The sequence below is a fragment of the Polaribacter sp. R2A056_3_33 genome (assembly GCF_019278485.1).
In the GTDB taxonomy this organism is placed as follows: Bacteria; Bacteroidota; Bacteroidia; order Flavobacteriales; family Flavobacteriaceae; genus Polaribacter.
Window position 1 is genome coordinate 1,013,412 of sequence record NZ_CP058984.1, and the last position, 18,327, is coordinate 1,031,738.

General features: G+C 30.6%; 20 protein-coding genes. 14 read left to right on the forward strand and 6 right to left on the reverse strand.

Annotation, left to right across the window (positions count from 1 at the left end; genetic code table 11):
- Positions 1 to 4 precede the first annotated feature (4 nt).
- Positions 5 to 1,750 carry an aromatic amino acid hydroxylase gene (locus H0I29_RS04260; RefSeq protein ID WP_218754528.1) on the reverse strand — a complete coding sequence of 582 codons (1,746 nt, stop codon included), beginning with the start codon at positions 1,748 to 1,750 and terminating at the stop codon, positions 5 to 7.
- A 167-nt stretch (positions 1,751 to 1,917) separates the two neighbouring features.
- On the opposite strand from H0I29_RS04260, the gene H0I29_RS04265 reads away from it, so the two are divergent.
- Positions 1,918 to 2,190: a hypothetical protein gene (locus H0I29_RS04265; protein WP_218731634.1), complete on the forward strand. Its 273-nt coding sequence runs from the start codon at positions 1,918 to 1,920 to the stop codon at positions 2,188 to 2,190.
- Between the two features lie 66 nt (positions 2,191 to 2,256).
- Here H0I29_RS04265 and H0I29_RS04270 read toward each other — a convergent pair whose 3' ends face one another.
- Positions 2,257 to 2,643: an ankyrin repeat domain-containing protein gene (locus H0I29_RS04270; protein ID WP_218754529.1), complete on the reverse strand. Its 387-nt coding sequence runs from the start codon at positions 2,641 to 2,643 to the stop codon at positions 2,257 to 2,259.
- Between the two features lie 275 nt (positions 2,644 to 2,918).
- On the opposite strand from H0I29_RS04270, the gene gpmI reads away from it, so the two are divergent.
- The 6 genes from gpmI (at position 2,919) to H0I29_RS04300 (ending at position 7,496) form a co-directional block, all read left to right on the forward strand.
- Entirely contained in the window at positions 2,919 to 4,436 is a 1,518-nt protein-coding gene (gene gpmI / locus H0I29_RS04275; RefSeq protein WP_218754530.1) for a 2,3-bisphosphoglycerate-independent phosphoglycerate mutase, read from the forward strand.
- Positions 4,437 to 4,452: 16 nt separating this feature from the next.
- On the forward strand, positions 4,453 to 4,995 hold the full coding sequence (locus H0I29_RS04280) for a thioredoxin family protein (protein ID WP_218754531.1): 543 nt from the start codon (positions 4,453 to 4,455) through the stop codon (positions 4,993 to 4,995).
- Positions 4,995 to 5,396, forward strand: a complete 402-nt coding sequence (locus H0I29_RS04285; protein WP_218754532.1) for a BT0820 family HAD-type phosphatase — start codon at positions 4,995 to 4,997, stop codon at positions 5,394 to 5,396. Before H0I29_RS04280 ends, H0I29_RS04285 begins: the two co-directional genes overlap by 1 nt.
- Positions 5,397 to 5,454: 58 nt before the next feature.
- A complete protein-coding gene (map, locus tag H0I29_RS04290) occupies positions 5,455 to 6,258 on the forward strand; it encodes a type I methionyl aminopeptidase (protein ID WP_218754533.1) in 804 nt (267 codons plus the stop codon).
- Between the two features lie 61 nt (positions 6,259 to 6,319).
- Positions 6,320 to 6,697 carry a GxxExxY protein gene (locus tag H0I29_RS04295; protein ID WP_262501899.1) on the forward strand — a complete coding sequence of 126 codons (378 nt, stop codon included), beginning with the start codon at positions 6,320 to 6,322 and terminating at the stop codon, positions 6,695 to 6,697.
- Between the two features lie 28 nt (positions 6,698 to 6,725).
- Positions 6,726 to 7,496 carry a class I SAM-dependent methyltransferase gene (locus tag H0I29_RS04300; protein ID WP_218754534.1) on the forward strand — a complete coding sequence of 257 codons (771 nt, stop codon included), beginning with the start codon at positions 6,726 to 6,728 and terminating at the stop codon, positions 7,494 to 7,496.
- Here the strand turns inward: H0I29_RS04300 and H0I29_RS04305 are convergent.
- Entirely contained in the window at positions 7,493 to 8,812 is a 1,320-nt protein-coding gene (locus tag H0I29_RS04305) for a hypothetical protein (protein WP_218754535.1), read from the reverse strand. The genes H0I29_RS04300 and H0I29_RS04305 overlap by 4 nt on opposite strands.
- Before the next feature lie 69 nt (positions 8,813 to 8,881).
- Entirely contained in the window at positions 8,882 to 9,871 is a 990-nt protein-coding gene (locus tag H0I29_RS04310) for an FAD:protein FMN transferase (protein WP_218754536.1), read from the reverse strand.
- A gap of 115 nt (positions 9,872 to 9,986) precedes the next feature.
- Between H0I29_RS04310 and H0I29_RS04315 the strand changes: the two genes are divergently transcribed.
- The 4 genes from H0I29_RS04315 (at position 9,987) to H0I29_RS04330 (ending at position 14,403) form a co-directional block, all read left to right on the forward strand.
- Positions 9,987 to 10,826, forward strand: coding sequence for an OmpA family protein (locus H0I29_RS04315; RefSeq protein ID WP_218754537.1), 840 nt, complete (start codon positions 9,987 to 9,989; stop codon positions 10,824 to 10,826).
- An 83-nt stretch (positions 10,827 to 10,909) separates the two neighbouring features.
- Positions 10,910 to 11,629 (forward strand): 3-ketoacyl-ACP reductase, encoded by a 720-nt coding sequence (locus tag H0I29_RS04320; protein WP_218731645.1) that lies wholly within the window; start codon positions 10,910 to 10,912, stop codon positions 11,627 to 11,629.
- A gap of 193 nt (positions 11,630 to 11,822) precedes the next feature.
- On the forward strand, positions 11,823 to 13,700 hold the full coding sequence (locus H0I29_RS04325) for a mucoidy inhibitor MuiA family protein (protein ID WP_218754538.1): 1,878 nt from the start codon (positions 11,823 to 11,825) through the stop codon (positions 13,698 to 13,700).
- Between the two features lie 4 nt (positions 13,701 to 13,704).
- Positions 13,705 to 14,403: a hypothetical protein gene (locus H0I29_RS04330; protein ID WP_218754539.1), complete on the forward strand. Its 699-nt coding sequence runs from the start codon at positions 13,705 to 13,707 to the stop codon at positions 14,401 to 14,403.
- A gap of 121 nt (positions 14,404 to 14,524) precedes the next feature.
- Here H0I29_RS04330 and H0I29_RS04335 read toward each other — a convergent pair whose 3' ends face one another.
- Both H0I29_RS04335 and H0I29_RS04340 read right to left on the reverse strand, forming a co-directional pair.
- Positions 14,525 to 14,890, reverse strand: coding sequence for a Na(+)-translocating NADH-quinone reductase subunit F (locus H0I29_RS04335; RefSeq protein ID WP_166387593.1), 366 nt, complete (start codon positions 14,888 to 14,890; stop codon positions 14,525 to 14,527).
- A complete protein-coding gene (locus H0I29_RS04340) occupies positions 14,890 to 16,248 on the reverse strand; it encodes a DEAD/DEAH box helicase (RefSeq protein ID WP_218731647.1) in 1,359 nt (452 codons plus the stop codon). Before H0I29_RS04340 ends, H0I29_RS04335 begins: the two co-directional genes overlap by 1 nt.
- Positions 16,249 to 16,349: 101 nt before the next feature.
- Between H0I29_RS04340 and H0I29_RS04345 the strand changes: the two genes are divergently transcribed.
- The 3 genes from H0I29_RS04345 to H0I29_RS04355 are packed head-to-tail and all read left to right on the forward strand — an operon-like array spanning position 16,350 to position 18,316.
- Positions 16,350 to 17,114 carry a TatD family hydrolase gene (locus tag H0I29_RS04345; protein ID WP_218754540.1) on the forward strand — a complete coding sequence of 255 codons (765 nt, stop codon included), beginning with the start codon at positions 16,350 to 16,352 and terminating at the stop codon, positions 17,112 to 17,114.
- Positions 17,115 to 17,825, forward strand: a complete 711-nt coding sequence (locus H0I29_RS04350) for a hypothetical protein (RefSeq protein ID WP_218754541.1) — start codon at positions 17,115 to 17,117, stop codon at positions 17,823 to 17,825.
- Positions 17,822 to 18,316: a methylated-DNA--[protein]-cysteine S-methyltransferase gene (locus tag H0I29_RS04355; protein WP_218754542.1), complete on the forward strand. Its 495-nt coding sequence runs from the start codon at positions 17,822 to 17,824 to the stop codon at positions 18,314 to 18,316. The genes H0I29_RS04350 and H0I29_RS04355 overlap by 4 nt, the downstream gene beginning before the upstream one ends.
- Positions 18,317 to 18,327: the final 11 nt, after the last annotated feature.

Consider the following 18,327-nt stretch of genomic DNA (forward strand, 5'->3'; position numbering starts at 1 on the left):
AATATTAAACTTGACACAAAATTAATCCATTTTCAATTAGCTTTGTGTAGCTTTTGTTACATTTTAAAACTTCTAATCTCTCTAAAATGGTCTTCTTAATAGAAAAATTACTTTGCAAAGCTAATTCATATAATTCTAAAAGCAACAACCAATCTCCTTGAAATTTGCTATTTAACTGATTAAATATTTCTGTTATTTTTTTATTAGTTGAAGACTCTTCTTCTCTTAGAACTCTAACTTCATCATACAAGGCATACAATTCTTGTTCACTTTCCGTGTATTTAATTTTATGTGTTTTAGTTTCAGATACTTTTCCTAAACCTAAAAAAGAATCTACATCTGCAGGACCTGCATAGCCAGAAACTACCTCTTTACCAACTGCCATATCATAAATTCCCCATTCTGGTTGAAACAAAACTTCCTCCTTATAAGTAACCGTGCAATCATCAAAAGAAATAATTAAAATTTTACCTCTTAAATCTCTAGTTCCTGTAATCGCTTTTCCTTTTACAATAATGCCACTCTCAAATTCTAAAGTCATAAATTCACCTTCGTAAATTCCGTACGCTTTTAAATCTCTCGGGCTCATGTCTTCTATTGGTAAATTAATTCCTTTTAATTTACCAACCGGACTTCCAAAACCACTTGCGTGACATGTAATTCCGTGTCCAATTAATTCTTTATCTCTATTAGATAAAGCAGTTGCACCTGTTGTTTGAAAATAAGCAACTTTATTGTTTTTAAACTGAATAACTTTGGTAAAAACTCCAGAAATTTGAATTCCCGTTGTCAACTCTATGGTTCCTAAATTATCAGAATTTATTAATTTCTGAATACTTTTCAATCCGCCAGTTCTTATCGCCATTGTATTGGCAAATTCATCTAACACCAAGCTTAAATAAGCAAAATCTGGAGTTACAAATAATTGCGGTTGCGGTTTTGTAATATCAAAATTTATAGTTGCTGCATCAATAGAATACGCAACTTTTTCCACTTCATTTTGCATACACCAAGCACTCTCTCCAATAGAGGAAAGTAAACCTGCTCCATATATTTTAGGATTACCTAAAGTACCAATCAACCCGTACTCTACAGTCCACCAATGTAAATTTCTAATTTGTGCCATTTCAGACAATTCACCCATGTTATTTTGTAGATAAGCTACTTTTTGTTCTGCATTATCTATTTCACTTTCTGTTGAATTTGGATTTTCTTTTAAGATGGATAAAAGCCTGATTGCTTCATACATTTCATAATCTTTAGCAGATGAAATTGCTTTACTACCAATCTCCCCAAACCTTCGTAAATATTCTGCATATTCAGGATTCGAAATAATAGGCGCATGACCTGCTGCTTCATGAATGATGTCTGGTGCTGGTGTATATTCGATATGATTTATGGTTCGCATATCGGATGCAATCACCAAGACATTATAAGCCTGAAATTCCATAAATGCATTGGGTGGAATAAAACCATCAACCGAAACCGCAGCCCAACCAATTTCTTTTAAAATCCTATTCATACCTTCCATATAAGGAATGTTTTCTACAGAAATACCCGTTTTCTCTAAACCTGTCATATAAGATTTATGCGCTACTTTACTTAAGTAATCTACATTCATTCTCATTACATAACGCCAAACAGCTTGGTTTTGCGCTGTATATTCTTCATACGGTTGTTGTACCACAAACTTGTATAGATGCTTGGGTAATTTTTTAGTGACTTCGTTTAATTCGAAATGGAGGCTCATTAAAAAAGTATTGAATTATTCTTACAATAATACGCTTTAAAATAATGATTATTTATTTAAAACATGTTAAAATCATTTTTACACACACTAATCGCAAAGTAAGAATCTTTTAAGTGTAACATTTTACACTTTTTTACTACTTATAATTAAATACTAAATTATTAATTATGGCAGGAGGAGGTTTTATAGCACACATGATTGCAAGTCTAAGTACTAATAAACGATCTCATATTTCTACTTTTGATAAAATCAAAAGCCATAAAAAAAGCGAAAAGAGTGAACTTCATTTTGATAAAAAAGCAAGCCCATCTCAATTAAAAAAAATCAAAGAAGAAATTATCAAAGAAAATGAAATTGCTTTTAAAAGAAAAGTAGCTATCCTAATGCTATTAATTATTGTTATTTTAATCGCTTTAAATTATATAGGATATTCTTTATAACAAAAAAAACAGACTACCTTAAAAGATAGTCTGTTTGCTTTAGATTAATTAATTCAAATAATAATACTAAAGTGATTCTTTTATAATTTTAACGGCATCAAAAGCTTTAGATCTTTTTGCCATATCTAAGGCAGTCATATTTCCTCTGGTAGATTTTACTCTTAATTTAGCGCCATTATCAATTAAAAGTTTTACAATTTCAGCTTTATTATACCTTGCAGCATACATTAATGGTGTTAAACCATTTGATTTTTTGTTTATATTTTCTCCTCTTTCTATTAAAGCTTTTACGGCTTCATAATTCCCCATTCGTATCAGCTTTAAAAAAGCACTAACATTATAATGCGGTTTAATCGTTACTACTTTCTTAAGACTCAAGGTTTCTGGAGTCGTTGCATTTATAGATCCAAATGCAAAAAGACAAAGTAATAATGGTAATATTATTTTTTTCATGACTATAGGTTTTAAGTTAATTTTATAAGTGTTTGTTCTTTTTATATAGACTTATAATTATTTAAATTGTTTCAAAAAAACCTTCTATTAACAAGGTTTTAACAAATCATCTTTATTTTGATAAGAAAAAAAACGAATCAATCATTAAATAAATCTAGCTTCATTTATACAGTCCTTTTTACAATGTTACTTTACGTTATCGGTTTCGTAAAAATTTGATAAAATCAATATAAACGGTAAAATATTTCTTAATTTTACTGTTCAATTTTAAGACAATGGACAAGAAAGTTATACTAATGATTTTAGATGGTTGGGGAATTACACAAGACCCTAAGGTATCTGCTATTTACAATGCAAAAACTCCTTTTATAAACGGTTTATACGACAAATACCCAAATGCTCAATTAAGGACAGACGGAGAACATGTTGGTTTACCAGAAGGACAAATGGGAAATTCTGAAGTTGGACACATGAATTTAGGTGCTGGTAGAATTGTATATCAGAATCTAGCTCGTATTAATAAAGCTGTTAAAGAAAATACTTTAGGGCAAGAAAAAGTATTATTAGATACTTTTAAATACGCAAAAGAGAATAACAAAGACGTTCATTTATTAGGACTAGTTTCTAATGGAGGAATTCATGCACACATTAATCACTTAAAAGGATTATTAGATGTCGCTAAAGAAAACAATGTAGATAATGTGTATTTACACGCATTTACAGACGGTAGAGATTGTGATCCAAAATCTGCTCCTTATTTCTTAAATGAGGTTCAAGAACACATGGATAAAAGTACTGGTGAAATAGCAACCGTAACAGGTCGTTATTATGCTATGGATAGAGATAACCGTTGGGAACGTGTAAAGGAAGCTTATGATGGTGTTGTTAATGGAGTTGGTACAAAAACAACTGATATTATTGATACTATAAAAACGAATTACGAAGCTGGTATTACCGATGAATTTCACAAACCAATCATTGTAACTAATGAAGATGGTTCTCCAAAGGCTCAAATTAAAGAGGGTGATGTTGTACTTTTCTTTAACTACAGAACAGATAGAGGTAGAGAATTGACAAATGCGTTGTCTCAAAATGATTTCCCTGAATTTGGAATGAAAAAATTAGACCTTTATTTTACAACCATCACTTTATATGATGCAAGTTTTAAAGGAATTAACGTGATCTATAATACTGATAACATTAAAAATACTTTAGGAGAAGTTTTATCTAAAGCGGGTAAAAAACAAATTAGAATTGCAGAGACAGAAAAGTATCCGCACGTTACATTTTTCTTTTCTGGAGGACAAGAAACTCCGTTTGAAGGGGAATCTAGAATTTTAAGAAACTCGCCAAAAGTGGCTACTTACGATTTAAAACCAGAAATGTCTGCATACGAGTTAAAAGATGCTTTATGTGAAGATTTAAAGAAAGGTGAAGCTGATTTTGTTTGCTTAAACTTTGCAAATGGAGATATGGTTGGTCATACAGGAATGATGGATGCTGCTATTAAAGCTTGTGAGGCTGTAGATATTTGTGCTAAAGAAGTTATAGAAACTGGTTTAGATAATGGATATTCTATTTTATTAATTGCAGATCATGGTAATTGTGAAACAATGATGAATCCTGATGGATCTCCTCATACAGCACACACTACAAACCCTGTTCCTTTTATTCTAATTGATAAAGAAATTAAATCGATAAACAGTGGTGTTTTAGGTGATATTGCTCCTACAATTTTAGATTTAATGAATCTAGAACAACCAAAAGAAATGACACAACATTCTTTATTATAATTAAAACAACTCAACTATGAAAAAAGTCTTTTTATTGGCTTGTATTATGGTATTTGCATCTTGCATTGGCCAACAAAAAGTAACTAAAAATCAAAAAGTAACTGCAGAGAAAAATCAAAGCGGGGATTTGATTGGAGTGGCTAACAAAGCCTCTTTTCAACAAATCCCCTATAGTTCTTGGTTTAATCAGAAATTAGAGAGTTATACTCCAGACCCAGCAACAATTACCGCTCTTAAAAAGGAGTTAAAAGGTATTACAATTAAAGGTTTTATGGGTACTTGGTGTGGAGATAGTAAAAGAGAAACTCCACATTTATACAAAATTTTAGAACAAACTGATTTTAACTTAAATAATTTTGAGCTTATTACTGTTGACGTCAGTAAAAAAACTCCTGATAATTTACAAGAAGGCTTTGATATAAAAAGAGTACCAACTTTTATCTTTTATAGAGATGAAAAAGAAATTGGTCGATATGTAGAATATGCCCGTGAATCTTTAGAGAAAGACATGCTAAAAATTGTTTCTGGAGAGGCTTATAAACATTCTTACGACAATTAATGATACCTAATAACCCGCTAATTATTGCCGTAGATTTTGATGGTACCATTGTAGAAGATGCGTATCCAAAAATTGGGGAAGAAATAATTTTTGCTTTTGACACCTTAAAAAGATTACAATCTCAAGGGCATCGATTAATTCTGTGGACTTATAGACACGGAAAAAGACTAGATGAAGCAGTTGCTTTCTGTAAAGAAAACAACATTGAATTTTATGCAGTAAACAAAAATTTTCCTGAAGAGGAATTCGATAAAAAACACAGTCGTAAAATACATGCAGATTTATTTATAGACGACAGAAATGTAGGTGGCTTTTTAGGTTGGACAGAAATACACAAAGCCATTTTTAATTACGAGCCACCTAAAAAAAAGAAAAAAGGTTTTTTCTCTTTTTTCAAATAGACAAACCTTACTTCATTCTACCTAAATTATAGTAACTTTGCCATTCAATTTTTTTAACATGATTAAGATAAAAACAAGAGAAGAGATAGAGTTGATGAGAGAAAGCGCCCTAATCGTTTCTAAAACGTTAGGGATGCTTGCTAAAGAAGTAAAACCAGGAGTTTCTACTTTGTATTTAGATAAACTTGCCGAAGATTTTATTAGATCTGAAGGTGCTGTACCTGGTTTCTTAGGGTTATACGATTTTCCAAACTCACTTTGTATGAGTCCAAATAACCAAGTTGTACACGGTATTCCAAATAAAAACCCATTAGTAGAAGGCGATATTATTTCTATAGATTGTGGTGCATATAAAAATGGTTTTCACGGAGATCACGCCTACACTTTTGCTGTTGGAGAGATTGAACCAGCAACTAGAAAATTACTAGATGTAACTAGAGCTAGTTTATACGTTGGTATCAAAGAATTTAAGGCTGGAAATAGAGTTGGTGATGTTGGTTATGCTATTCAGAAATTTTCTGAAGACCATGGTTATGGTGTTGTAAGAGAATTGGTTGGTCATGGATTAGGAAGAGAAATGCACGAAGATCCAGAAATGCCAAACTACGGAAAAAGAGGTCGTGGTAAAAAGTTTGTAGAAGGTATGGTAGTTGCCATAGAACCAATGACAAACTTAGGAACTCACAAAATTAAACAACATTCTGACGGTTGGACAATTACAACCTTAGACAATAAGCCTTCTGCTCATTTTGAGCATGATGTTGCTATTATAAACGGTAAACCAGAATTACTTTCTACGTTTAAATATGTACACGATGCATTGGGGATTGTTACCGATGAGGAGGATGCATTCAGACAGTAAAAAGGACACTAATTTCACTAATTGTCACTAAAAAATAAACTTTATAATTTCACTAAAAAAATTGAAATCAGAACTTCTACATAAACAGGAATCATATAACATTATTGGTTCCTGCATGGAAGTTCATAAAGAGTTAGGAAAAGGTTTTAGTGAAATTATTTATGGTGATGCTTTAGAAATTGAATTTAAAAGACGTGGAATTTTATATCAAAGGGAAGTAAAATTTCAAATATTATATAAAGGAGAAAAATTGTCTCATTATTATTTTGCTGATTTTGTTATCGATAATAAAATAATACTTGAAATTAAAGCAATTGAATGTTTAACAAACAGCCATATAAAACAAACTCTAAATTATTTAGCTGCATCAAAAATAAAACTAGGCTTATTAGTTAATTTTGGTGAAGATAGTTTAACCTACAAAAGAGTAATTTTATAACTCTCATTTTGTGTAATCCGTGTAATTCGTGTCTATTTTTAAATCCATTCTAAATACCATCCCAAGACCTTGGTTAATAAAAGCTAGTTATCTAGTAAGACCAATTATTGCTTTTTCTTTAAAGGGCGATACATTTACAGATCCAATAGACGGCAAGAGTTTTAGAAAATTTTTACCTTACGGATATGGCAAACAACGAGAAAATGCACTTTCTCCTTCTACCCTATCTTTGGAAAGACATCGTTTAATGTGGTTATTTTTAAGAGATGAAACTCCTTTTTTTACATCAACAGAAAAACTTAAAACTTTACACATTGCTCCAGAACAATGTTTTTTAGACATTTTTAGAAAGCAAAAAAACTTAGACTATATTACTTCAGATTTAGAATCTCCAATTGCAGATGTAAAAGCCGATATCTGCGACTTGCCTTTTGATGACAACTCTTTTGATGTTGTTTTCTGTAATCATGTGTTAGAACACATTACAGATGATACCAAAGCAATGCAAGAGCTATTTAGAGTGCTTAAAAAAGGAGGATTTGGTATTTTTCAAATTCCGCAAGATTTATCTAGAGAACATACTTTTGAAGACGACACCATTAAAGACAGAACAGAGCGTGCTAAAATTTTTGGACAATATGATCACGTAAGAGTGTACGGTAGAGATTATTTTGACAAACTGCGTTCTATAGGTTTTAAGGTGGATGAAATAGATTATACAAAAAAAATCGCTCCAGAAAAACTAGAACGATTTTGTTTAATGAAAAATGAAATTCTTCCGGTGTGTTATAAAAATTAATTCTTTTTGTGTTTTCTTAAAAAATCACTTAATTTTTCTAATTCTTTATCACCCAATACAATTACATTATTTCTTATAATTTGGTATTTACCCGACGCTAATTGAACTACTTTAGAGTCTCCTGAATATTTTTTATAGCCATCTTTAACATCACTTACCTTTATTCCTTCTTGGTTGATCCAAATAACTTTACCTTTTTTAATTGCCTGAAAGGTTTCTTTATAATAAGCTCCTATATATTCAAATCCAGCATCTGCACTTAATATTTTTTTAGTCGTAGTACTTAAAAAAGAGTGTACTTTGTAACTATCCTCAAAATACAATGAATACATTCCTCCTCCTAGATCACCTTCAAACAAGTACCATTCTTTATTTATCTTAACCTCACCATCTTTATTATATCTATCAATTAGATCTTCCTTTTTTAGAGATTTCAATAATTCTGATTTATTGGTAATTCTAACCTGTTTTTTAAGATTTAAGTCATAAACCAATGGCTCAAAAGAATTATTTGGATATGTAACCAATCGTCCATTTCCTCTTGGTAACATTACCTGTCCATAATGTGTAGCTATAGAATTAAATCTATTAACACTTGGTAAAATAAATCCCTTTTTGTTATTTGAATTAAAGCAATAAATTTGATTGGGTTGCTCTTTTTTATTTTTTAATAAAATAAAACCTTCGGAAGAGATGGCGTCTTTATAATCGGTGGCTTCTACTACAATTCTGCCTCTATCATCTATAACTCCAAAATTTCCATCCTTTTTAAAAAGCGCTACATTGTTCGTATTAAAATTATAAATACTATCTACCTTTATAGAAAGGGATTCAGATTTTTGATTCCAAAGACTTTTTAGCGAGTCTATTTTTTTTGACGCTTTCTCCCTTCTAAGACGCTGTTCTTCCTCTTTCTTTAATTTCATTTCTAAAGATTCTATAGATTCCTGAATCAAAATAAGACTCTCTAAATTTTTGATATATCCTTCGGCAGTATTATCTTGTTCTAAAACAAAATACCGTCTACTATAAGTTTCTGAGTTTTTTAGAAATGCTATTTTTTCTTTATCAGTAGTTTGAAGTTGATGATTTTCAAAATAAATAAAAGAAGCCAAAGTAGCTAGATTTTTGTCTGAAATTGAATCGAGATACTTTAATGCTTTTTCAAATTGCACTAATGCTTCTTTGTAATTTACCTTGGTTTCTACTGCTTCTTTTGCTCTCCTTAAATACACATTAGCAATATCTGTGTTAGACTGCGCATTTGTGAATGTAAAAGAAATTATGCATAAAAGTGTTAGAAGTAATCTCATCATAGTAATACAAATTATTCAGTGTTATGTATCTACAATGCAAGATAACAAAAACACAGCATAAAAAGTGAACTACTTAAAGGCATTTGTAGTGTATTCTTCTAAATCTCCGTTCTCATTATTAAATAATAGAATGGCATCAATATTTTTATGAATATCTAAAAATTCTTTTGCTTTCTCTAATCCCATTGCCATAAAAGCAGTTGCATACGCATCTGTATCTGCACAATCTATACCCGCTATAACGGAAGCACTTAACAAATTACTTTCTACGGCATACCCCGTTTTAGGATTTACTGTATGCACGTATTTGTGTCCGTCTTCTGTAACTCTAAATTTTCTATAGTTACCTGAAGTAGCCATCGATTTATTAGACAAATTTATTTTTCGATATCCTTTTATACTGTCCTTTTTTATAGGATTCACTAATTTTATAACCCAAGGATGCTTCTCTTTTTTTATCCCTTTAGCTCTGATTTCACCACCAATTTCTACCAAATAATTCGAGATATTTTTACTATCCAAAAAACGAGCTACTACATCAATTCCGAACCCTTTGGCAATAGAATTAAAATCTAAATAAATTTTAGGATCTTGTTTTTTAATTTTACCATCAGCAAAAGTTACTTTATCTAAACCAACATACTGCATTTCTTGTTTTACCTGATCTTCGTTTAAATTGATCTTTTCATTCTTTGGACCAAAACCCCAAGCATTAACTAGGTTTCCAACAGTAGGATCAAAATAACCATTGGTTTCTGTATAAATTCTTTTCGATTTTTTAAAAACCTCTAAAAATAAATCATCAACAATAACAGTAGAATCTCCTTTATTAATTCTAGAAATATCTGAACTAGGAATATAGGTTGATAAGGATTTGTTCATTAAAAAAAACAGACTATCTAAAGAGGTTTGATAGTCCTTAGCACCATCTAAATAAACAATCTTATAAGTGGTACCAAATACGCGCCCTGTTAAGGTATAGTCTTTTATTTTTTCTTTAGAACAAGAAAGAAACACTAGTAAAACGATAGTAACTATAACTTTATTTTTTAGAATCATAAAATTTAAAATCTTTTACAAAAATAGAGCATAAAGTTTTCATAAAATATCATTTATAGTATTTTTTGTAACAACAATTCGTTAAATTTGTTGACTTAATTAAATATTATTACCAATGAAAAAAATATCAATCTTATTATTGACTGCAGTTATAGTTAGTTCTTGTGTTTCTAAAAAGAAGTTTGTTACTTTACAGGACGAACATGATCAAACTACAACAGAATTAGTAGATGTAAAAGCAACTTTACAGAAGTGTTTAATTGAAAGCGAAAAATATGTAGCAACACTTACAGAGCAAATTAACTCTTTAAAAGAGGATAAAAAAGGTGCTTTAAAGCAAGTTGAAAACTTAACAGTTTTAACACAATCTTCTTCAGATAATATTAAAAACGTTATTACACAGTTAAGTGAAAAAGATAAATTCATAAACGGTATTAGAGCAGCAATGACTCAAAAGGATTCATTAAACCTTGCAATTAAATACCACTTAACTAAAAACTTAACTGACGGAATTCAAGATGAAGACATACAGGTTAATGTAGAAAAGACAGTAGTATTTATCTCTATTTCAGACAAATTATTGTTTAAAAGCGGTAGTTATAATGTAACAGACAAAGCATACACTGTTTTAGAAAAAATATCTAAAGTAATTAAAGACCAACCAGAAATGGAAGTTATGATTGAAGGTCATACAGATTCTACACCAATTAAGAGAACTGTTATTCAAGACAACTGGGATTTATCTGCTTTAAGAGCAACTTCTATAACAAGAATTTTACAATATAAATTCGGAGTTAAACCAGGAAGATTAATTGCAGCTGGTAGAAGTCAATATGTTCCTTTAGTAGACAATAATACTGCTGCTAATAAAGCAATAAACAGAAGAACAAAAATTATCATCATGCCTAAATTAGATCAATTCTTTGATTTGTTAGAGCAAGATGCTAATAAATAATCTTTATTGAATAAAAATTTAAAACCATCTGAAATTCAGATGGTTTTTTGTTTAGAAAATAGTCATACTTTAAAAATTTAAAAATGGAAAATTTAAAAAACAAAAAAGCAATTATTACAGGTGGCGGAAGAGGTTTAGGAAAAGCAACCGCAATAGCCTTTGCAAAAGAAGGAATTGACGTAGCTATAACTGGTAGAACTGAAGCCGTTTTAAAAGAAACAGTTGCAGAACTAGAAGTATTTGGCATTAAAGCGATTTACGAAGTTTTTGATGTTGGTGTTTACGAAGAAGTTAAAACAGGAATCAAGAACATTGTAAACTCTTTAGGTACGGTTGATATTCTAGTAAACAATGCCGGAATTGCAGCTTTTGGTTCTTTAAACGACATGGAGGTTAGCAAATGGACCCAAATTATACAAACCAATGTTATGGGTATGTATCATGTAACAAAAGAGGTTTTACCTTATTTAATTGATAAAAATGAGGGTGATATTTTTAATGTTGCTTCTACTGCAGGATTAAACGGAAATGCAACTACATCTGCCTATTCTGCTTCTAAATTTGCGGTTATTGGTATGTCGGAATCTTTAATGAAAGAAGTACGTAAAAACAACATTAGAGTTTGTACGTTAACACCAAGTACAATTGCATCTGATATGTCTGTAGAATTAGGTATTGCAAACAAAGATTCTGAAGATTCTGTTTTACAACCAGAAGATTTTGCTGAGTTAATTGTAGCTGGATTAAAATTACCAAGAAGAGCCATGCTTAAAGGAGCTTCTTTATGGTCTACAAATCCATAAATAGACTTTTATTACCCAAAAGGTATACTTATATTAAATAGCATAAAAACCACCTCTAATGAGGTGGTTTTTTATGTATAGGCAAATTTGAATTTGTTAAATAAATACGGTAACTTCGTTTAACTTCTGATATAAAATATTAAAACCCTCGATATCAATAGCGTTGTACCTAACTACTGAACTAAACAATAAAATGGCTAACATTAAATTCCCCTTACTAATTACTTTTTGCTTATTCTTTTGCAACACATATTCACAAGAAATAATAGAAAAAAAGATAGCTACCAATGTTAATGAGGTTACTGTATTTCTAGAAGGAGCTCAAATTACAAGGAAAAAAAAGGTTGAAGTAAAACAAGGTAAAACTATTTTAAAATTCTCTAATTTGTCTCCTTTTATAGACGCTAAAAGTATTCAGGTAAAAGCGGAAGGAAACATCACCGTTTTAGGCGTAAATCATCAACAAAACTTTATAGAAAAATTAGACAAACAAAAGGAATTAGTTGATTTAGAAACCAAACTTAAAGAAGTTGACGATAAAATAATATTAGAACGTACCTATTTGCAAATCTTGAAAGAAGAATTAGCTTTTCTTAAGGAGAATAGAAATATTGGAGGTAAAAACCAAGAGGTAAGTGTTACTAATCTTAAAAATGCATCCATCTTTTTTGGTACTAAACTGAAAGAACTTAAAATTAAAGAGATTGAAAGAAACAATACGTTAAAAAATCTAAGTATAGAAAGTAGCGATTTAACCAATCAAATAAATACAATCTCAGGAAAAAAGGAATTTCCTAATGGAGAGATTTTGGTAAAAATAGCGGCTAAAAATAACGTTACAGCAAATTTTGAATTATCGTATGTAGTTGAGAATGCAGGTTGGTTTCCTACTTATGATATAAGAGCAAAAAATGTTAACGAACCAGTAGAACTAATTTACAAGGCAAGCATTAAGCAAGATACAAAGGTTAGTTGGGATAATGTAAAATTAAACTTGTCGTCTGCAAACCCTAATGTATCTGGAGTTGCACCTGAACTTAAAACCTATTTTTTAAATTACAACACGCGTCCACCAGTTTATAACAGAGCTAGTAATGAAGTTAGCGGAGTTGTATTAGATCAAGACAATAATCCACTACCAGGAGCTACGGTGTTAATAAAAGGAACCACAATAGGAACTTCTACAGATTTTGATGGTAAATACTCAATAACAATTCCTAATAATGAAAGCTCTTTGGTTTTTTCTTATTTGGGATATATCAGTCAGACCAAACCTATTCAAAGTGAAGTATTAAATATAATGTTAGAAGAAGATTCAGCAACATTAGATGAAGTAGTTGTAATTGGATACGGAACTACTCGTAAAAGAAAATCTGTAACCGAAGCGCTTCAAGGCACGGTAACTGGAATTAATATTCGAGGCGCAAATAGTATACCTATTCCAACAGTTCAAACAGAAAACCAAACAACAGTAGATTTTGAAATAAAAACACCTTATACTATAAAATCAGATAATAAAAGTTATTCTGTAGATATTGACACCTATAATTTACCTGCATTCTATCAGTATTACTCTGTACCTAAAATTGATAAAAATGCATTCTTAATTGCTAACATTTCTAATTGGGGGCAGTACAATTTACTAGAAGGTGAAGCAAACATCTTTTTTGAAGGCACATATATTGGTAAAACATTGTTAGATGTTAGGTATGCTACCGATACTTTGCAAATATCTCTTGGTAGAGATAAAAATGTAAGTGTAAAAAGAAAAAAAGTAAATGAATTTATCTCTAAGAACTTTATTGGAAGTAAAAAAGAAGAGTCTAGAGGATGGAATATTGATGTAAAAAATAATAAATCACAACAAATTAGTATGGTGATATATGATCAAATTCCGGTTTCTACCAATGAAGATATAAAAATTGAAGTTTCAGAAATTTCAGGAGCAAAAAGAAACAACCAATCAGGTGAAATAAAATGGGAATTTACAATTGCAACAAATGAAAGTAAAAACTTTATTTTAAAATACTTGGTTAAATATCCAAAAAATAAAACGATAATATTAGAGTAGAAATATGGATATAATCACATTCTTTGACAATGTTGAGTGGTGCAAATTTTGGGAAAGTCAATTGATTAGCCTGCCACTTTTCTTACTTGGACTTATACTATCAATTTGGTTAATTCCAAAAATTACGATTTCAAGAATAAAAGTAGTCAACAAAGTATACAATAGGAGAAAGATTAACTTCATAGTAGCTAGTTTATGCGGAATACTAAACCGAGTTGCACAGGATTATAAAGTTATTGGACCTGGTTTAGATATTTATTCAAAAACAAATGACAAGGAAATTAATGATTTTGTCGCAATTTTAAGACCCAATATTTTGACAAGTCCAACGAAAAAAGTGTTTGATGTTAATTTTCTTAGTAAACTAATTGAATCAGACCCAGAAATTGTATTTACGACGTTATCAAAAGAAATAAATAGGCTAGATGATTTTTTAATCAGACTTGAAAAAGTTGTTGGATTCCACTCTTTGCATTTAGAAGAAAAAATAATTCAAGAAATTGGAATCTTATGTCTTGACATAATTGATTTGAAAAAAACATTTGAAGACAATTGCATTTGGGATGAACTCAAAACAAAAAGGACATACGTAACCGGAGGACGTGAAATGCTACATGTTTACAAGAGAATAATTGAACTATTAGGTTTAGTTATAAAGGAGAAACATTTGGTAATAGAAAATACTAACATCAACACCGTATAAAAATAATTGGGTTTAGTGCTTAATCAAAGGTCGTTGCGTATTTGCTACGTCTGATTTTCCTTCGGAAAATCCTCGCATACATACCCGCAACTATTCTTATACAAAACAACGTTAAACGAACCTACTCCAAGATCTTGATAAAATCATCAAAAGCCTCATAGTAAGGTTGGTCTTTAAAAACAGGACTTTCAACACTTTCTGCGTTGGCAATTCCTACGCCAGCAAACCAAACTTTGGCATTCTGCTTTTTAGCGTGATTTTTAAAAGTCTCCATCCAAATGGTATCATATTCATTCGGATTTTGAATATTATTACTCGCCTTTACCAAGACAAAAATAGTAGGTTCTCCTTTTTTAAATAACACAAATTGGGGATGTCTTTTTAACTGACTGTTTATAGCCTGAAACTCATACCCCATTTTTGTAAGCTTCTTACCAACAATGTTCATTGCTAAATTATGCAATTCTTGTGCTGTTAAAATCTGCATTATTTTTTCTTTTTCTTGTTATGCTTGTTGTAGTTTTTATCTCCTCTTGTTTTAGGCTTCTTATATTTTGCAGCAATTTCTCGTCTGTAAGAACCACCTAAATTTACTTGGCTATTTTTCTCACTCTTTTCGTGAAACGCAGGTCCTGGAACATATTCTAAAGAAGTTCTGTTCTTAGAAATCCCTTGATCTTCTTTCGGACGTTCATCTTCTGTTAATAATTTAGAAATTTCAACGTGTTCTGGTAAGTCTAAAACCGGAATTTCATAATTCATTAATTCTTCAATACCTTTTTTTGTTTCTTGCTCGCTTGGAGTAGAAAAAAGAATCGTTTTCCCTGCTCTTTCTGCACGACCAGTTCTACCAATTCTGTGCATATAATTTTCAGGAAATTCTGGTGTATCAAAATTGATAACATGAGAAACGTTGTCAAAATCTAAACCACGCGCCATTACATCGGTAGCTAGTAAAATTCGGTTTTTACCTTCATCAAACTGTTTTATAGAACGAATTCTATAATTCTGCGTTTTATTAGAGTGAATCACACACATTTCATCATTAAACGCTTCTTGTAAGTGCTTAAATAACAAATCTGCAGTTCTTTTAAAACCAACAAAAATCAATACTTTATTATACGTTTCTTTATCTGCTAAAAGCTCATGTAACAAATTAACTTTGGTAAAAAAGTTAGGAATGTTATAAGAAACTTGCTCTATATTATCTAAAGGTGTTCCACTTACTGCAACAGATATTTTCTCTGGATTTTTAAAGAAATCGTAAATTAACAAATCTACATCTTCCGTCATCGTAGCAGAAAATAATACGTTTTGTCTTCTTTCTGGAATCACGTCAAAGATATTCATCAACTGAAAACGAAACCCTAGATCTAACATTACATCTACCTCATCAATTACTAATTTCTGAATAGATTTTAGCTTTAAAGCATTGCTCAACGCCAAGTCATATAAACGACCAGGAGTTGCCACAATAATATCTTGTCCTTGTAAAATAGCTTGTTTTTGGGTATTAATGTTTGCACCACCATACACACCTAAAACACGCGTATTAATATATTTAGATAGTTGTTCTATCTGTTCAACCACTTGTAAAACAAGCTCACGCGTTGGTACTAAAACCAAAACTCGAGGATGTTTTTGCTTAGAAAACTTTAATTCTTGCAAAATAGGCATCATATACGCAAAGGTTTTTCCGGTACCTGTTTGCGCAATTCCCACTACATCTTTCCCCGATCTTACAACAGAAAATGCTTGTTCTTGTATTGGCGTTGGCGTTACATAACCCAAATCGTCAATAGCATATTGTAATTGATTAGAGATTCCTAAATCTTGAAAAGTCATTCTTAATATTTTTCTGCAAAGGTACGTTTTATAAAACGCTAAACAATAGCCCTTTTCACTAAGAATATTTAGTAGTTTTGCACTAGAAATTTTTACACAAAATGATTACAGATACACACACCCATTTATATTCTACTCAATATAACGAAGACCAGGCAGCCATGATGCAACGTGCTAAAGATGCTGGTGTCACTCGTTTTTTTATTCCTGCAATAGATTCTACCTACACAGATATTATGTTACAATTAGAAAAAGACTACCCTAACGATGTTTTTCTAATGATGGGCTTACACCCTACTTCTGTAAATGAAACCTACCTAGAAGAACTAGCACATGTTAAAAAATGGCTAGATAAAAAGGAATTTTACGCCATTGGCGAAATTGGTATGGACTTATTTTGGGATAAAAGTTTCTTAAAAGAACAACAAGACGCTTTTAGAACTCAAATACAATGGGCAAAAGAGAAAAAAATGCCTATTAACATTCATTGTAGAGATGCTTTTGATGAAGTTTTTGAAGTTTTAGAATCTGAAAAAAGTGATGATTTAAGAGGGATTTTTCACTGTTTTACAGGTACTTTAGAACAAGCAAAACAAGCTATTTCTTACAACATGAAATTAGGAATTGGTGGTGTTGCTACTTTTAAAAATGGTAAGATTGATAAGTTTTTGAATGAAATTGATATAAAACACATTGTTTTAGAAACAGATGCGCCTTATTTAGCGCCAACTCCATACAGAGGAAAAAGAAATGAAAGTGCTTATTTAACCAACGTTGTTGATAAATTGGTAGATATTTACGGACTTTCTTTTGATGAAATTGCTGCCATTACAACTCAGAATTCTAAAGATGTTTTTGGTATATAAATGGTATTTGATACAATTACAACAGAAGAAAAATTCTTCAATTTTGAACATCCTAAAACATATACTTATTTAGGACTAACAATTGGAATGTTTGCTTGTGTAATTATTTCAATCAACAAAGTATATTTAGAATTTGATTTTATAGAAACTATTTTTTACCCAGTAGCTGTTATTTCTTTTATAACCTTTATTGCTTCTGTATTTTTTACAATGTTTTCTAAAGAAGATATTTTGATAAATTATACAGGGTACCTAAAAATAACTTCGGATGAATTTATTATTGATAAAGGAAAAATAAATTTTACTGATGTTATTTCTATTAAACTATCTGTTGATGACTATGAAGGGAAAGCAAAAAACACACATTCTAGCATTAAACCAATGTACAGCATAGGTGTTAATAATTTTGTAGAAATCTCTACGGATGATAAAGAAATAGAAAAACAAATTCAAATTTGTAGCTTAAGAGAGACGCATTTAATTTCTGACTTTTTATCTGCACAAATTGTAAAAAACAAGTTTACAAGAGCAAATCCGAAACAGTTAATTGCTATTTTTACTGATAAGTTTAAGAAAACAGCAGCAGCAAGAAATTATATTGCAGAACAAATTAAGAACAAAAAGATAAAAACTGTTGAAGGTTTACTAATGATGAATTATTCCTCTGATGAAGAAGTTAAAGAATTAAGAAAAAAATACAACTTTAATTGAGTTTACAAACCACATATTACAAAACACCATTGGGAACCGCAAAAATTGTGGGTGATGAAAACGGAATTCAATCGGTTTCGGTTTTAGATGAAGACTTATCGACTTCGTTCAAAGTGACAAATTCTGAAACCCCTGTGTGTTTGCAAGAATGTGTCACTCAATTAGACCAATATTTTTCTGGAAAAAGAATTGATTTCGATTTAAAATTGAATCCGCAAGGAACCGATTTTCAAAAAAAAGTGTGGGACGAATTATTAAACATTCCTTTTAATAAAACAAGAACCTATTTAGAACAAAGCAAAGCTTTAGGAGATGTAAAAGCCATAAGAGCAGTTGCCTCTGCAAATGGTAAAAACCCAATTTGGATCATTATTCCGTGTCATAGAGTTATTGGTTCAGATGGTTCTTTAACAGGTTATGCTGGCGGAATTTGGCGTAAAAAATGGTTATTAGCGCATGAAAACCCAGTAAAGCAACAATCATTATTTTAATTTTTATTTTC

Bases quoted from the DNA above. Each gene is read 5' to 3' on its own strand.
- H0I29_RS04345 (WP_218754540.1), top strand. From the start codon at position 16,350: ATGATTACAGATACACACACCCATTTATATTCTACTCAATATAACGAA.
- H0I29_RS04325 (WP_218754538.1), top strand. From the start codon at position 11,823: ATGGCTAACATTAAATTCCCCTTACTAATTACTTTTTGCTTATTCTTT.
- H0I29_RS04350 (WP_218754541.1), top strand. From the start codon at position 17,115: ATGGTATTTGATACAATTACAACAGAAGAAAAATTCTTCAATTTTGAA.
- H0I29_RS04265 (WP_218731634.1), top strand. From the start codon at position 1,918: ATGGCAGGAGGAGGTTTTATAGCACACATGATTGCAAGTCTAAGTACT.
- H0I29_RS04320 (WP_218731645.1), top strand. From the start codon at position 10,910: ATGGAAAATTTAAAAAACAAAAAAGCAATTATTACAGGTGGCGGAAGA.
- H0I29_RS04285 (WP_218754532.1), top strand. From the start codon at position 4,995: ATGATACCTAATAACCCGCTAATTATTGCCGTAGATTTTGATGGTACC.
- map (WP_218754533.1), top strand. From the start codon at position 5,455: ATGATTAAGATAAAAACAAGAGAAGAGATAGAGTTGATGAGAGAAAGC.
- H0I29_RS04315 (WP_218754537.1), top strand. From the start codon at position 9,987: ATGAAAAAAATATCAATCTTATTATTGACTGCAGTTATAGTTAGTTCT.
- H0I29_RS04305 (WP_218754535.1), bottom strand. From the start codon at position 8,812: ATGATGAGATTACTTCTAACACTTTTATGCATAATTTCTTTTACATTC.
- H0I29_RS04335 (WP_166387593.1), bottom strand. From the start codon at position 14,890: ATGCAGATTTTAACAGCACAAGAATTGCATAATTTAGCAATGAACATT.
- H0I29_RS04270 (WP_218754529.1), bottom strand. From the start codon at position 2,643: ATGAAAAAAATAATATTACCATTATTACTTTGTCTTTTTGCATTTGGA.
- H0I29_RS04340 (WP_218731647.1), bottom strand. From the start codon at position 16,248: ATGACTTTTCAAGATTTAGGAATCTCTAATCAATTACAATATGCTATT.
- H0I29_RS04260 (WP_218754528.1), bottom strand. From the start codon at position 1,750: ATGAGCCTCCATTTCGAATTAAACGAAGTCACTAAAAAATTACCCAAG.
- H0I29_RS04310 (WP_218754536.1), bottom strand. From the start codon at position 9,871: ATGATTCTAAAAAATAAAGTTATAGTTACTATCGTTTTACTAGTGTTT.
- H0I29_RS04330 (WP_218754539.1), top strand. From the start codon at position 13,705: ATGGATATAATCACATTCTTTGACAATGTTGAGTGGTGCAAATTTTGG.
- H0I29_RS04280 (WP_218754531.1), top strand. From the start codon at position 4,453: ATGAAAAAAGTCTTTTTATTGGCTTGTATTATGGTATTTGCATCTTGC.
- gpmI (WP_218754530.1), top strand. From the start codon at position 2,919: ATGGACAAGAAAGTTATACTAATGATTTTAGATGGTTGGGGAATTACA.